The organism is Azorhizobium sp. AG788 (assembly GCF_943371865.1).
In the GTDB taxonomy this organism is placed as follows: Bacteria; Pseudomonadota; Alphaproteobacteria; order Rhizobiales; family Xanthobacteraceae; genus Azorhizobium.
Genome location: NZ_CALRWL010000007.1, coordinates 23,408 through 36,727, shown reverse-complemented (window position 1 = coordinate 36,727; position 13,320 = coordinate 23,408). Strand labels below are relative to the sequence as shown.

Sequence of the window (13,320 nt, the reverse complement as noted above, 5' to 3'; positions counted from 1 at the left end):
AGGCCGTGGTGATGCGGGCCGCTAATAGTCCCACTGGGCGCCGATGCCCACTTCGCCGGAGCCATCCGCACCGGCGCCGCCCTGGATGCGGATATTCTTGGTGACATCCACATCGATGGTGGCGCGGCTGGAGCCGGCGGTGGTGCCCTGGCGCACCCCCAGATAGACATTGTCGTTGATCCGCTTGCCGAACCCGACCTCGCCGCCATTGCCCTCGGTATTGGTGCCGACATCGAGGCTATCCACGCCCAACTGCCGCCGCATCTGGTCGAGAGCCCCGGCGCCGCGACCGGAGAATTGCGCCACCGTCTGCGCCACCTGCAGCGCCTGCCCGGTGGAGAGCTGTCCCGTGGCCTTGCCGAACAACAGCCGGGCGATCACCTCGTCCTGGGGCAAGGTGGGGGTGGAGGTGAACAGGATTTCCGGCGCGGAGGCCGGTCCCGTCACCTGAATGCGGGCGGTGACATCATTGGCGGAACTCTCGGCGACGAAGTCGAGGTCGGGATCGGTGGAGCCGCTGAAGGTGACGACGCCGCGGCTGAAATCCAGCCGCTTGCCCAGAACGTCGAACCGTCCCCGGCGCAGTTGGAACCCGCCCACGGTGACCGGCGCGGCGCTGGTGCCGCGTACGGTCAGATCGCCGCCCAGTTCCGCATCCATGCCCATGCCGCGCACGAATACCCGGTTGGCGGCGGAGATGGTCAGATCAAGGCTCGCCACCAGCGGACCCTGGGCACGGGCCTGCTGGGCGCCCCGGGCCGCCTTGGCGGCGGTGGGGCCGGCTTTGGCCGCGCGCGGCAGGGTCGGCGCGGTGCCGGGGGGCACATTGACGTGCCGCACGTTGAGCTGCGCGCCGGACGAGGTCAGGCGGTCGGGAATGTTGATGTCGAGGTTGCGCACGTCGATGCGCCCGCTCACCGTGGGCCGGCTCGCCAGGGTGCCGCCCAGGGTAAGCCGCCCATCCGCCACCAGCCGCATCAGGTCGCTGGAGACGAGGGCGGCATTCTGCAGCGTGATCTCGCCCTGGCCGGGGAAGCCGGCAGCGGGGTCCAGGGTCACGCTGCCCCGGCCGGTGACGCTGCCGCCATTGGGCGTCCGCGCGGTCAGGGAGGAGAGCGTCACCGAGCGGTCGGTGCCGGTGAGGGTCGCCTCGATGCGATCCAGGGTCACGCCGTTCAGGGCGTCGTCATAGCGCCCGCCGGTGATGCGCACGGTGCCGCCGGCGCTGGGATTGGTGGTGGTGCCCTTCACCGTGGCGTCGATGATGGCATTGCCGGCGGCGCGGGCGCCGGAGACCGCCAGTACCGCATTGGCGATGCCGAGGCTCACTTGCCCCTTCACCGCCAGATCCAGCGGACCGTCTCCCAGCGGCGCCGAGCCGGTCATGGTGACGCCGGACAAGGATGGCCCGGTGAGGGTGGAGCGAATGGTGACGCGCCCGTCGGCGAAGGCACCTTCGGCTCTGAGATCCAGCGGTCCGACGCCGGAGCGCTGCAAATCCGGCTGGCTCGCCCGCGCCACCGTGAGGTTGTAGCGCCCGGTGGGGGCAGTCGAGGGACCGGAGAGCTGGGCCGAGCCGCTCACGGTTCCGGTCAGGCCCTGGGTGGGGGCCGTAAGGCCCGCCAAGGACAGCGGCAGGTTGCGGAGGTCGAGGCTCAGCTCCACCTGCTCGCCGGCGCGGCCCTGGAGCACGGCGGTGCCGCCACCACTGGAAAGGGCGAGGCGATCCACGCTCATGACGCCGTCGGCATAGGTGAAGGTGGCCGGCGCCGCGAGGGTCAGGGTGCTGGGCGCCTTGGCGAGGCGCAAGGTCTCCAGCCGCAGCCCATAGGCGCGCGGTTGCGCGGTGAAGCGCCCGGTTGCGGCCAGCGTGGTGCCTTCCACCTCCGCATCCAGCTTGAGGTCCGTGGCGCCCGTTCCGGCGGCGGTGGCGGTCAGCGTGGCCCGCTCTGCCCGGATGCCCTTGGTCTCCAGTCCGGCCAGCACCGCCCGCCCGGTCAGCGTCACCGATTGCGCGGGGTCGGTGGTGACGAGGTCGATATCGCCTCGCTCCAGCCGGGTGCCCGGCGCGGTGAGGCGCACCGCATTGGCCTTGAGCGCAATGCGCTGGCGGCCGGCATCCGTATCCAGGGTCAGGGTCGCATTGAGCGCACCGGACATCTCCGCCAGCGCCAAAGCGGACAGATCGGCGAGATCGGGCGCCGCCAGTTGCATCTGGCCGCTCATCAGCCCGGAGGCGGCCAGCGTGACATTGCCCTGGGCGCGGGCGGCGCCGAGGGTCAGGTCGAGATTGGTCAGGCTGCGGCTGCCGTCGGCTGCGCTGGCCAGGGCGGCATGACCCTTCAAGGCCTTGCCGCCGACGCTGCCGGCGGCGGCCATCTGGGCGCCGGGCAGCTTGGTGAGGTCGGTTCCGGTCAGATCCACCACCAGGTCGCGGACCGGGCGCCCCATGGCGGTACCGGTGGCGAGGGAAAGGCGGGCCTTGGCGGACAGCGCCTCCAGCGTGCCGGCAAAGGCGGCGGTGCCGTCGAGACGACCGGAGAGGCGAGGGTCGAGCCGGGCCAGATCCGCCAGCACGAGGCGGGCGGTGAGATCCGCTACCGCCCGGTCGATGCGCCCGTTCACGCCGAGGTCCACGCCGCCGGCGGTGACCTGGAGCGCGCGGACTGCCACCGCCCCGTCCTGGCCATAGGTGAGGCCGCCGGAGATCTGCGCCGTGCGGCCCACCAGCCCGTCCAGAACCGGATCGGAGGTGAGCACATCCTTCGCGTCGCCGGTGAAATCGGCGGCAAAGCCGCCGCTGGCCGGCGTGCTCAATTGCGCCTTCAAGGTGGCGGTGCCGCCAAGGGGGCGCCCCGCCAAAGGCGTCAGCGCCGCCAGATCCAGCCGGGAGACCGCGAGCGTCCCGGTTACCGCGCCGGGGGTGGCCTGGCCGGCAAAGGACAGGTCCAGGGGCGTGAGGGCGATGGTGGCGGCCGTCAGGCTCGGCGTGCCGGCCTTGGGCAGGAGGCCGGACAGGGCGAGCGTGCCGCTGGCTCCCAACGCCTGGGCGACCTTGGGGTCTGCCGCGCTAAGGCCGTCGAGGCGTCCGTCCAGCTGCCATTGCAGGCCGGCCGTTGATGCGGGAGTGGCTGTGGCCTGAAGGCGGGCCGTTTTTGCGCCATAGCCGGCGCCGGAGAGGGACTCGGCGGTGAGGGTGGCGGCGATGCGCGGTTGCGCCAGCGCACCCTCCAGCGTGCCAACCGCCCGTGCGGTGGAGAAGGAGAGGCCCGGCGCGAGCTTGGACAGGGCGGCGGAGCCCGCCAGCGTGGCGTCGAAGGCGAGCGATCCGGTGGCGGCCGGGGCGTCGATGGTGCCGCGGACCAGGGCCGTCCCGGCCGCAGCGCGCACGGTGAGCCTCGTGAGCGTGACCAGATAGGCGGGCGTGAGGGTGGCATCGCCCTCAAGACTGGTCTTCCCGGTCAGCAGCGGCGCATAGGCTGCGGGCATCGCCTGCGACAGGTCGCCATCACCGGAGAAGGTGACGCGATAATTGGTCCCTTCCGCCCGGATCCAGGCACTGGCGTCCACCGAAAGCGCCGTCCCGGCGCGCAGGGAGAGGTTGCCGTCCCACCGGGTGAGGGGGCCGGTTCCGCGCAATTGCCCGTCCAGGGCCGGCAGCCCTTCCAGCCCGAGGAGGCGCGCCACGAGCCCGCCAGCGGGCTCGTGAGCCTGCAGGTTCATCTCCAGGCTTTGGTCCCCGGGGGCGTAATGCGCCTTGCCGCTGACCGAGCCGGGCATGTCCGTGCGGTCGAGGGCGAAGCTCAGAGAAATGCCGCGCACCGGCTCCAGGAGCGTCACCGCGCCGGTCAAAGACAGGCTGGCCGCATGTCCCGCCACCGGCTCCGCCAGTTCGATCTGGCGCACGCTCAGCCGGTCCAGCACCAATTGGACCATTGGCAAACCGCCGCCGCTGTTTGCATCCGCAGGCGCCGTCGGCAGTTGCGGGCGCCGCAACAGCTCGACCTTGGCCGCTTCCAGCCGCTCCACATGGACAAGGCCGGACAGCAGGGCCAATGGCGACCATTTCAGTTCCACCCCGTGGACCCGCGCGAACACGCCCTGTGGATCCGACAGCTCGATGCCCCCCACCGTCAGGTCCGAGGGGATGAAGCCGCCCAGATCGGTCATGGTGACGCCAAGGCCGCCGCCGGACACCAAGGAACTGGCGAACCGGGCCAACAGTGCCTTGCCGGGGCCGGTCTGGACCGCGCCGAAGATCAGGCCCGCGCCCACCGCGATGAGGACGATCGCGGTGCCGAGGGTGCGGGCGATGAGGCTGGCGGCGCGCATCAGAAGGCCTGTCCGAGGCTGAGATAGACGCCATATTTGGAATCGCCGCTCACCGGATTGAGCGGCACGGCAAAGTCCAGCCGCACCGGCCCCACGGCGGTGTAATAGCGCAGTCCGATACCGGCGGAATAATACATGGCGCTGAAGTCCGGCATCTCGGACGCGAACGCCGCGCCCATGTCGAAGAACGGCACGATGCCGATGGTGTCGGTGAGCTTGAACCGCAGTTCCGTGGAGGCGGTGAAGAAGCTCAGGCCGCCGATGACGATGCCCTGGGCATTGCGCGGGCTGGCGGTCTGGTAGTCGAAGCCGCGCAGCGAGCCGCCACCGCCCACATAGAAGCGCCGTTGCGCCGGCACATCGAGCAATTGCGGGCCGATCAGCGAACCGGCGGCCACCTTGCCGGCGAGGATCCAGCGCTTGTCCTCGTCGAAGGCGTGATAGGCCGACAGCGAGCCCTTCACCATCACCGTGCCGGCGCCGCTGTCGCCGAAGGCGGCGAAGGGCTCCACCGTGGCGCTGAACTTGTAGCCGCGGGTGGCGTCCAGGGCATTGTCGGTGGTATCGCCGGTGACGCTCACCGGCACGCCGGCGATGAACGGGTCGGTGGTGCCATAGGTGTCCTGGACTGTGGACTGCTCCAGATCCACGCCCACCTGGCCATTCCAGTCGTCATTGAAGCGATGCCGGACCCCGCCGAGGAAGGTGACGCCCTCGCGCACATAGGCGTTGGTGACCTCGCGCAGGGCGGCGGCTTCGGCCACCAGGTCCTCATTGGCGGTGAAGATGCCGGGCTTGGAGAAGCTGGCCGAGACCTTGTAGCCGAACGGATCGGCGGTGGGCACCGCGTCCGAGCCCTCGCTGTACCAAGTGACCTGGGCATCGAGACGCAGGGTTTCGCCGCCGCCGAACAGATTGCGGTGGCCCCAGAAGGCATTGGCGGACGAGCCGTCGGTGTTGGAATATTTGGCGCCGAAGCCCACATAGCGCGGCTCGCGCTCGCCGACTTCCACTTCGATGGGCAATTGGCCTTGGGCATTCAGCCGCTCGGCTTCGCGGAAGCGCACGGAGCCGATGATTTCGTAACCCGCCAGCCGCTTGCGCAGATCCGCCAGCCGCTGGGGGGAATAGGGCTCGCCGGGGCGGATGTCGATCCGGTCGGTGACGAACTTGGAATCAAGCCCCTTGGTGCCGGACACGGTGAAGGGGCCGAAGGTGGCCACCGGGCCGGGGTTCACGCGGAAGGTCACGTCCAGCGTATGGGCGGCGTGGTCGGCGACCACCTCCTTGCCGTCCACCTTGGCGAACGGGTGGGCCTGGTCGCGCAAGGCGCTGACGATCACCCGTTCCGCCCCGGTGACCGCGGTGGCCTTGGCCGGCTGGCCGGGAATGACGCGCATCTGGCTGTAGCTGGGCGCGCCGGCGAGCGGGCGCCCGGCGGGGTCCAGCACCCGGATGGTGCCGAAATTGAACAGTGGCCCGGTGTCCACCTTCACCACCACCGGCACCGGGCCGGAGCGCCGGGCGCGCTCCACGGTATCGAACACGGTGGGGGCATCGGCCGCCACACCGGCCACCGTGATGCTGATCCGGCCGCCGTAATAGCCATCCGAATAGAGCGCCGCGACGATGCGCTCGCGATCGGCCAGCGCCCGCCGGACCAGGCCCGCGGCACCCGACGGCGCAGTGGTCTTCAACCGATCCAGGTTGGAGGCGTCGGTCACGGCAGCGCGGGCGGCGCTGTCGCCGGTGACATCAATGGTGACCGCATAGGGCACGGCATCGGCCGGCGCGCCATCCGTCTTGGCCTTGTCCGGGTTGAACCAGGCCATGGCCTTGTCGAAGAATTGGGCGTTGAATATGCCGCTGTCCTGGGCCCGTGCGGCGGGCGGGGCGATCAGGGTCGCGGTCATCACGCCGAGCGTGAGGGTGCGGACCGTCCGAGCCCCGGGCCTTCCCAGCCGGCGCGTCGCACGCTGCTCCCCTTGCGACCGCTGCCGCGCCGAATACAACCGCAAACGCACCCCACCACTCGCCAAAGGCCGCAATATGCGGCGGAAACCAGGAGAGAATGTGACCTCCCCTAGGGTCTAGCCGGTCTCCTTGACGCGGCACAACCCTCCCCTGCCGGTTTAGGGCAGGGCGCGTGTCCATAAGCCTGAGGCGGGGGAAATAGATCCGCCAAAAGGACGATCATGCTGAACGAAGTGTGATCGCGATCGCCGTGCCCCATCGCAAGCCCTTGATGCGGATCAAGGCGCCCGCGGGCGCGGGGCAGAGCATCGGGGCTTGAATGTGGAGACTGCCATGAAAGCCGCTGACGTCATGACCCGCGATCCCTTGACGGCCAAGCCGGGAGAACGGGTGCGGGAGGCGGCGGAGCGCATGGTCGCCGCCCATATCAGCGCCCTGCCGGTGGTCGACGACACCGGGGCGGTGATCGGCCTGATCTCCGAAGCGGATCTGTTGCACCGGGCGGAACTGGGCACCGGCCGCACCCGCTCGCGCCTGATGGCGCTGGTGCGGGGGGATGGGGCGCTGGCGGAGGACTATGTGGAAGCCCATGCGGTGCTGGTGGGGGACATCATGGCGCCGGAGGTTCTGACCATTGCCCCGGACACCGACCTCGCCGAGGTGGTGCGGCTGATGGAGCATCACCGCATCCGCCGCCTGCCCGTGCTGGACGGCGGGCGCCTGGTGGGGATCGTCAGCCGGGCCGATCTGATGAAGGCGATGGCCAAGGCCGGCCAGTGGATGAGCGCCCTCGATACTGCCGCCACCGAAGCCCTGCCAACGGGCACCCCCGCCGGGGACGTGGCCCTGCGGCAGTGGGTGTTGGCGCGGATTGCCGAGCAGCCGTGGGCGCCGCAATTGGGGATCAGCGTGATCGTCGCGCACGGGGTGGTTCACCTGTGCGGCGTGATCCTGGTGGCTGAGCAGCGGAATGCATTGCGGGTCCTGGCGGAGCAGGCGCCGGGCGCGGTGGGGGTGAAGGACCATCTGGTCTTCATCGAGCCCCTCTCCGGGGCGTTCGTGGAGCCGCCGGACGGGCCGCCGCCGGCGGGCCATGGGGACGGGATCTAGCCGAGGCTGCCCACCGTGATGGGGCCGGGGCGATGGGGGCGAGCCGCCTCCGCAGGCGCAGAAGCGCAAGGGGCCGGCCCGCGGCCGCTCTGGCGGCCTGCCAGCAGGATCGGCCGGTTCAGAAAGTCACCGGCGCTCCTGGTGGATCGTGAAACCTGACGAACAATGTCGAGACCAAAGTCCTGCCGCGCAAGCGCCTGAAATCTCAGGACATCTCCCGCGGCTGGGCGCACAAAATAATGGGTGGCTTGCACTGAAAAAACCAGCGCGCCATCCCCCCAGCTCCGCAATTTACGGGCTGAACCTAACGGGCGCCAAAGGGTGTCGTCCATACCTCCGGTGAGGTACAAATCCGTTATATTCACATCTGAATACAGGCTTGAATACTGATTGCACCGGAGGCCTAATGGCTGGCAAGCGCATCGGCCCTGCCTATGGTTGTGGTGATGCGGACCACCCGTCAGGAGACCCCCATGCGTGCCGTGTTTGTGGATGCCAACCCCACCCTTGCCGCCGTTGCCGAGCGCCTCCGTCGGGCCGATGACCTGCCGCTGGCGGTGAACCGGCAGCCGGACGTCACCCCGGCCGAACTGCCCGCCGTGCTCGAGGATGCGCAGATCGCGATCATCGACCATACCGGCCTGCCCACGGAAATCGCCAAGCAGTGCAAGGGCTTGAAGCATGTGGTGTTCCTCGGCACCGGCGCCCGCAGCTATATGAATCCGGAAGAACTGGCCGAGCTGGGCATCGAGGTCCATATCATCAAGGGGTATGGAGACACCGCTGTGGCCGAGTGTGCCTTTGCCTTGATGTGGGCCGGGGCGAAGGGATTTGCTTATATGGACCGGGGGGTTAGGGCCGGGAAGTGGCTGCGCACCGATGGGGTGGAACTGACCGGGAAAACCCTTGGCCTGATTGGCTTTGGCGGCATTGCCGCCGAGATGGCGCGCCTGGCGGTGGGCGCCGGCATGAAGGTGATCGCCTGGAACCGCACCCCCAAGACCGCCCCCGGCGTGACCTTCGTGCCGCTGGACGACCTGCTGGCGCAGAGCCATGCGATTTCGCTGCATCTGCTGCTCAATGACGACACCCGCGGCTTCCTCTCCCGCGACAAGATCCTGGCGATGCGCCAAGGGGTTATCCTGGTGAACACCGCCCGCGGCGCGCTGATCGACGAGGACGCTCTGGTGGAGGCGCTCGCCTCCGGCCATGTGGGCCATGCGGGGCTGGATGTGTTCGTCACCGAGCCTCTGCCCGCCGGCCATCCCTTCACCACCCTGGATAACGTCACTTTGTCCGCCCATTCCGCCTTCCGCACCCCGGAGGCCAGCGACAATCTGATCGAGGCGGCGTTGCAACATTGCCGGCGGATCGTCGCGTCGTAACGCCGAAGTTCCCCACCGATTCCCCACCACGTCCCCACGTATTTCCCGTCACTTCCCCGGAGTTCCCCATGTCCGACATCGTCCGCTTCGACCAGACCGCCCGCCGCAGCCGCGCCCTCACCCATAATGGCCTCGTCTACCTCACCGGACAGGTGGCGGACGACAAGGGCGCCGACATCGCCACCCAGGCCACCCAGGTGCTGGCCAAGATCGACGACATCCTGGCCCAGGCCGGCACCGATCGCTCCCGCCTGCTCACCGCCCAGGTTTGGCTGGCGGACATGGCGGATTTTGCCGCCTTCAATGCGGTGTGGGATGCCTGGGTGATCCCCGGCCAGACCCCCACCCGCTGCTGCGGCCAGGTGGCGCTGGCCGATCCCGCCTACAAGGTGGAGATCGTCACCACGGCGGCGCTCTGAGCCCCGCGCGCCGGACGGTTGCCCCCATGGACACCAGCGCCGACAGCATGGCCGAGCGGGTCTATGAACAGGTCAAGGCCATGGCGGTGCGCTATGCCTTCAAGCCCGGCGCGCGGCTCAATGAGGGCGAGGTGGCCCAGCATCTCGGCGTCAGCCGCACCCCCTTGCGCGAGGCCCTCAACCGCCTGACCAGCGAGGGCTTTCTGCGGCTGGAGCCCGGCAAGGGCTATTTCTGCCGCGACCTCAACGCCCAGGATGTGCTGGACCTTTACGAACTGCGCAGTGCGGTGGAGGTGGCCGGGGTCTGGCTGGCGGCCCGCCGGGCGCCGGCGGGCGAGATCGACGCCTTGCTGGCGTTTCTCGATGCCACCGGCCCCGATCCCGGCACCCGCACCCCGGTGGAACTGGTGGAACTGGACGAGATGTTCCACGAGCGCCTGCTGGCCATGTCCGGCAATGCCGAGATGCTGCGGGTGCTGCGCAATGTGAACGCCCGCATCCGCTTCGTGCGCTGGATCGACATGGGCCGCGAGGACCGCGTCGCCTCCCAGGGCGAGCACCGCCTGATGCTGCTGGCGCTCAAGGCCGGCGACGCGGCCGGCTGCGCGGCCCTTCTGGAGCGGCACATCGCCGGCCGCATGGACCAGATCACCGCGGCCATCAAGGAAGGCTATGCGCGGATTTATATGGGCGGGTGAGGGGGCGGGGTGACGGGTGGCTGGGGCAATGGACCTGCGGTCCCAGAGCCGCCGCGAGCGCCGTGCGGGCACTTAAGCGAACGCCTCTCCCCTCGTCATGGCCGGGCTTGTCCCGGCCATCCACGCCGGGCCGTTGGCGCGGGCTTTTCGGGCGTGGTCCAAGCGGCGCCGCGTGGATCCCCGGATCAAGTCCGGGGATGAGGGGATGGGCGAGCTCCCGACATTGAGGCATCGCTCCAAAGCGGCCCTTCAGTCATCTGATGGATGATGGCCGCTAGGCATTCGGCGATTAAGGTCGGAGATTGCGGCGTCATGAGGGGGGCGCCGTTGCCAAGGTCGCCGCAAGATGCATTTCGATCCATTCGTTCGTGATGCCATATCGCTCGCGCTGCGGCCGCATGTGCTCCTCTAAATCGGCGTCGATCGTTGAGAACATCTCGATCGCGTCTTCGCACTCGGCGGTCATCCTGATCCGACCTGCCCGACCAAGGAAGTCCTCGGCGTGCTCGCGGAAGAACCCATGGGCGAGACGATCACGCTCGGACTTGGCACCGCGCAACCGCTCCATCAGTTCCTCCGGCAGGTTGAACTGCCCGAGCGCGCGGAGCATGTTGCCGAATGTCTTGGCGAATTCGACATCGTAGGCGCGGTCAAACGCGTCCTCCCATGCCGAGCGGTCCGGATGCCCGCGCAATGTCGGCAGCATGCGGGCGATAATCACCGCGTTGACCATCCCGTGTTCGAGCACCTGCGCGCAGTACATGGCAAGGCCATAGCGTGAGTAGACCTCCCGCATCTGGACATCGTCCTCATTCTCGGCAGGCCAGATCGCCCCCGGCGGGTAACCGTGCATGTCCTCCCATCCGTCTCTTGGTCGGCAGTATGTTGTTCGCGCGTCTGGCTCGTGACGGGCCTATAGTGGACATGCAATTCGTCCCTCTGCAAGATGGTGGCGCCGGCTGGTCATTCCGTCGATACACCATGCGAGAAGTAATTCCGAAATGATCAAGGTCGACATCAGTTGTTTTTCACGGGCGGCGCTCGAGATCGGCCACAGCGGTGAGAACGACACGCTGCCGTACGATTTAGATGCCGCTTTCGTGAAAGGGATGGCCAGCGAACTCGCGACGCTCTGTCTCGACCTGTTTCAGAGCATCGAAACAGGCAAAGTCGGGAAGGCCGTCAGTTTCATGAACGGGCTGGCAATCGCGGCGGAACGCCTGCTGGTTCCGTCAGGGCCGCACGGTTTTCGGATCACTACGAAGATCCATCCGTTCTGGAACCTCTATCTCAACGGCCTGGGCCTAGCGATTGCAGAGGCGAATGAAAGCCAACGGAGCGATCGGGCGCACTCCTACCGGCTTGCGTCTGAAGGTCCGGGCTTTTTCGATCGCGGGAGGTCATGGCGCACCTACAAGCTTGCAACCCTGGATGAGCTTGACCTGAATCAGGAAGGCTCCGTCGTTATCCAGACCGACATCTCAAGCTTCTACGAGCACATATACCACCATCGATTGGAGAGCGTCCTGAACGATCTGGCGCCGGACTCGACCGTCGCTGTGCAGATCGATCGCATCCTCAGCCAGCTTGCGGCCGGTCGCTCCTTCGGTCTGCCGGTCGGCGGGCAGTGCGCACGGATACTGGCCGAAGTGATGATGACGCCAATCGATCGCTCGCTCTCCGATTCCGGCCTCGTCTGGCATCGATATGTCGACGACTATACTTTGATCTGTCGTTCCCGACAGGATGCCTATAAGGCGCTCTCGATTCTCTCGCACGCGCTCGCAGACTACGGACTTTCTCTCAACCGCAGTAAAACGACGATCCTCAGCGCAAAGCATTATCGAGACTTCGTATCTGCGCAATTGGGAGATGGCGAGGACGCAAGTCTTGCGCTGAGGGAGCTGGACCTCCATTTCGACCCATATTCCGACAGTCCCACCGCCCAATACGAGAAACTCAAGCAATCTTTTGAGAAAATCGACATATCGTTTCTGCTTGACCTTGAGCGGGAGAAGTCACAGCCTGACGCCTTCGTGCTCGCCCAGATCGGACGCGCCCTCAAATTCCAGGAGCCAAGCGTCGCAGTTCAGCTCTGCGCCACCCTTCTCGATGCGGACAATCTCGATTCATTTCGTGCCTCCTGGTCGAAGATTATGCGCGGGGTCTATGCGGTTCGGGCGAATCACGAGTTCGCATCCATCTTCGACGCTATCGATAGGCTGCTTGATCGAATCCCTAGTGCCGCTGCCCATCTTCTTGTTCCAGAAGCGAACATGTTGCATTATCTACGGGTTATCCGGTTCGTAAGGACCGACTCCCGCGGGGTCTTCGTCCGCAGGACCTACGAAGACACACAGTCCGCATCGGTTCGTCGGGCCTGCATCGATTGCTGGCGCCACTGGCGCGACCGAGCGAGTTTCATCCGTCTTCGCAACCAGTGGCAGACCCTTGGGGCTGACGAGCAACGGATGCTCTGGCTGGCGGCAGGCGCATTTGGAGATGAGGGAGAGCACTCACGGAAGCAGTTGCGCGGCACGCTATCGGTGGCCTGGCGACTTGGAATAGAGAAGCACACGCAGGGCGACTTCGGAGCTCTGTTCCAGGAATGGGTGAACCATGCCAGCTAAACGCCTACCGGTACGCGATCCACGTACGGTCGCGCGAGATATTCCAGGCGTTCTCGATATCCTCTTTCCGCGCCTAACTGCTGGGCTCGTCAATGCACTAAATGCCAGAATGTTCTCCTTCACGGGCATCGAACCCATCCCAGCAGAAGCAATTGAAGCCAGTAGCCTGCAGAATGCGATGCTTTTCGAAATCGCAATGGCCAGAGCGGAAAGCGAACTTCGCAGCAGCGGAGATGCGGCGTCGTGGGAGGAGTGCCTCAATGTCGCATCATCACGACAGCGTCGTCATTTCGACGCGCGCATTCCGGAGAAACTCGAGCAGAGCGATATCTCGGTCGCTGACCACGCAGCCCGCAATCTAGTGGCGATGCTGGACAGCATCCGAACTCAACAGCCTTCTGCCTATCTTGAACACGCGCCCCTTATTCCCGGCCTCGGCTGGGTGGCGTCCGGCAACGGAGACTTCGCACTCGGTACGACCCTGATTGAGGTCAAACATACCGGACGAAATTTCGGTGCGAGTGATTTCCGGCAGATTCTGATGTATTGGCTTCTTCAATATGCGCGGGCTGTCGAGAACAACGGCCAGGTTTGGTCGGACGTGCTCCTGCTGAACCCCCGCCGGAACGCGGCGCTTCTGGTGAATTACGACCATCTGCTCCGGTCGGCGTCTGCATCCTCGAACCGCGTCGAACTCGTCGAATTGTTGCGATCTGCGGTCGGGCAGGATTTCGACCGACGCTGAGACGTCGCAAACCTAAATCAGCCATCC

At 66.9% G+C, this 13,320-nt stretch carries 9 protein-coding genes; 6 read left to right on the top strand and 3 right to left on the bottom strand.

The features are described 5' to 3' along the window. Positions 1–21: 21 nt before the first annotated feature. Together AAG816_RS06355 and AAG816_RS06350 are read right to left on the bottom strand one after the other, a co-directional pair. Positions 22–4,332, bottom strand: coding sequence for a translocation/assembly module TamB domain-containing protein (locus AAG816_RS06355; RefSeq protein WP_341988724.1), 4,311 nt, complete (start codon positions 4,330–4,332; stop codon positions 22–24). Further along, positions 4,332–6,245 (bottom strand): autotransporter assembly complex family protein, encoded by a 1,914-nt coding sequence (locus tag AAG816_RS06350; RefSeq protein WP_341988723.1) that lies wholly within the window; start codon positions 6,243–6,245, stop codon positions 4,332–4,334. The genes AAG816_RS06355 and AAG816_RS06350 overlap by 1 nt, the downstream gene beginning before the upstream one ends. 394 nt (positions 6,246–6,639) lie before the next feature. On the opposite strand from AAG816_RS06350, the gene AAG816_RS06345 reads away from it, so the two are divergent. The 4 genes from AAG816_RS06345 (at position 6,640) to AAG816_RS06330 (ending at position 9,918) form a co-directional block, all read left to right on the top strand. Continuing rightward, entirely contained in the window at positions 6,640–7,416 is a 777-nt protein-coding gene (locus AAG816_RS06345) for a CBS domain-containing protein (RefSeq protein ID WP_341988721.1), read from the top strand. A gap of 473 nt (positions 7,417–7,889) precedes the next feature. Then, positions 7,890–8,801 (top strand): NAD(P)-dependent oxidoreductase, encoded by a 912-nt coding sequence (locus tag AAG816_RS06340; RefSeq protein ID WP_341988720.1) that lies wholly within the window; start codon positions 7,890–7,892, stop codon positions 8,799–8,801. 68 nt (positions 8,802–8,869) lie between these two features. After that, positions 8,870–9,220, top strand: coding sequence for a RidA family protein (locus AAG816_RS06335; protein ID WP_341988719.1), 351 nt, complete (start codon positions 8,870–8,872; stop codon positions 9,218–9,220). A gap of 26 nt (positions 9,221–9,246) precedes the next feature. Then, positions 9,247–9,918, top strand: coding sequence for a GntR family transcriptional regulator (locus AAG816_RS06330; RefSeq protein WP_341988718.1), 672 nt, complete (start codon positions 9,247–9,249; stop codon positions 9,916–9,918). Between the two features lie 310 nt (positions 9,919–10,228). On the opposite strand, the gene AAG816_RS06325 is transcribed toward AAG816_RS06330, so the two are convergent. Further along, entirely contained in the window at positions 10,229–10,771 is a 543-nt protein-coding gene (locus AAG816_RS06325; protein ID WP_341988716.1) for a hypothetical protein, read from the bottom strand. 148 nt (positions 10,772–10,919) lie between these two features. Here AAG816_RS06325 and AAG816_RS06320 point away from each other — a divergent pair, with 148 nt between their 5' ends. Together AAG816_RS06320 and AAG816_RS06315 are read left to right on the top strand one after the other, a co-directional pair. Continuing rightward, positions 10,920–12,548: an RNA-directed DNA polymerase gene (locus tag AAG816_RS06320; protein WP_341988715.1), complete on the top strand. Its 1,629-nt coding sequence runs from the start codon at positions 10,920–10,922 to the stop codon at positions 12,546–12,548. Between the two features lie 109 nt (positions 12,549–12,657). Continuing rightward, on the top strand, positions 12,658–13,293 hold the full coding sequence (locus AAG816_RS06315) for a hypothetical protein (protein ID WP_341988714.1): 636 nt from the start codon (positions 12,658–12,660) through the stop codon (positions 13,291–13,293). Positions 13,294–13,320: the final 27 nt, after the last annotated feature.

What these genes read in the sequence shown, in the direction of transcription:
- AAG816_RS06320 (WP_341988715.1), top strand. Translation starts at nt 10,920, where the DNA reads ATGATCAAGGTCGACATCAGTTGTTTTTCACGGGCGGCGCTCGAGATC.
- AAG816_RS06330 (WP_341988718.1), top strand. Translation starts at nt 9,247, where the DNA reads ATGGACACCAGCGCCGACAGCATGGCCGAGCGGGTCTATGAACAGGTC.
- AAG816_RS06355 (WP_341988724.1), bottom strand. Translation starts at nt 4,332, where the DNA reads ATGCGCGCCGCCAGCCTCATCGCCCGCACCCTCGGCACCGCGATCGTC.
- AAG816_RS06335 (WP_341988719.1), top strand. Translation starts at nt 8,870, where the DNA reads ATGTCCGACATCGTCCGCTTCGACCAGACCGCCCGCCGCAGCCGCGCC.
- AAG816_RS06315 (WP_341988714.1), top strand. Translation starts at nt 12,658, where the DNA reads ATGTTCTCCTTCACGGGCATCGAACCCATCCCAGCAGAAGCAATTGAA.
- AAG816_RS06325 (WP_341988716.1), bottom strand. Translation starts at nt 10,771, where the DNA reads ATGCACGGTTACCCGCCGGGGGCGATCTGGCCTGCCGAGAATGAGGAC.
- AAG816_RS06350 (WP_341988723.1), bottom strand. Translation starts at nt 6,245, where the DNA reads ATGACCGCGACCCTGATCGCCCCGCCCGCCGCACGGGCCCAGGACAGC.
- AAG816_RS06340 (WP_341988720.1), top strand. Translation starts at nt 7,890, where the DNA reads ATGCGTGCCGTGTTTGTGGATGCCAACCCCACCCTTGCCGCCGTTGCC.
- AAG816_RS06345 (WP_341988721.1), top strand. Translation starts at nt 6,640, where the DNA reads ATGAAAGCCGCTGACGTCATGACCCGCGATCCCTTGACGGCCAAGCCG.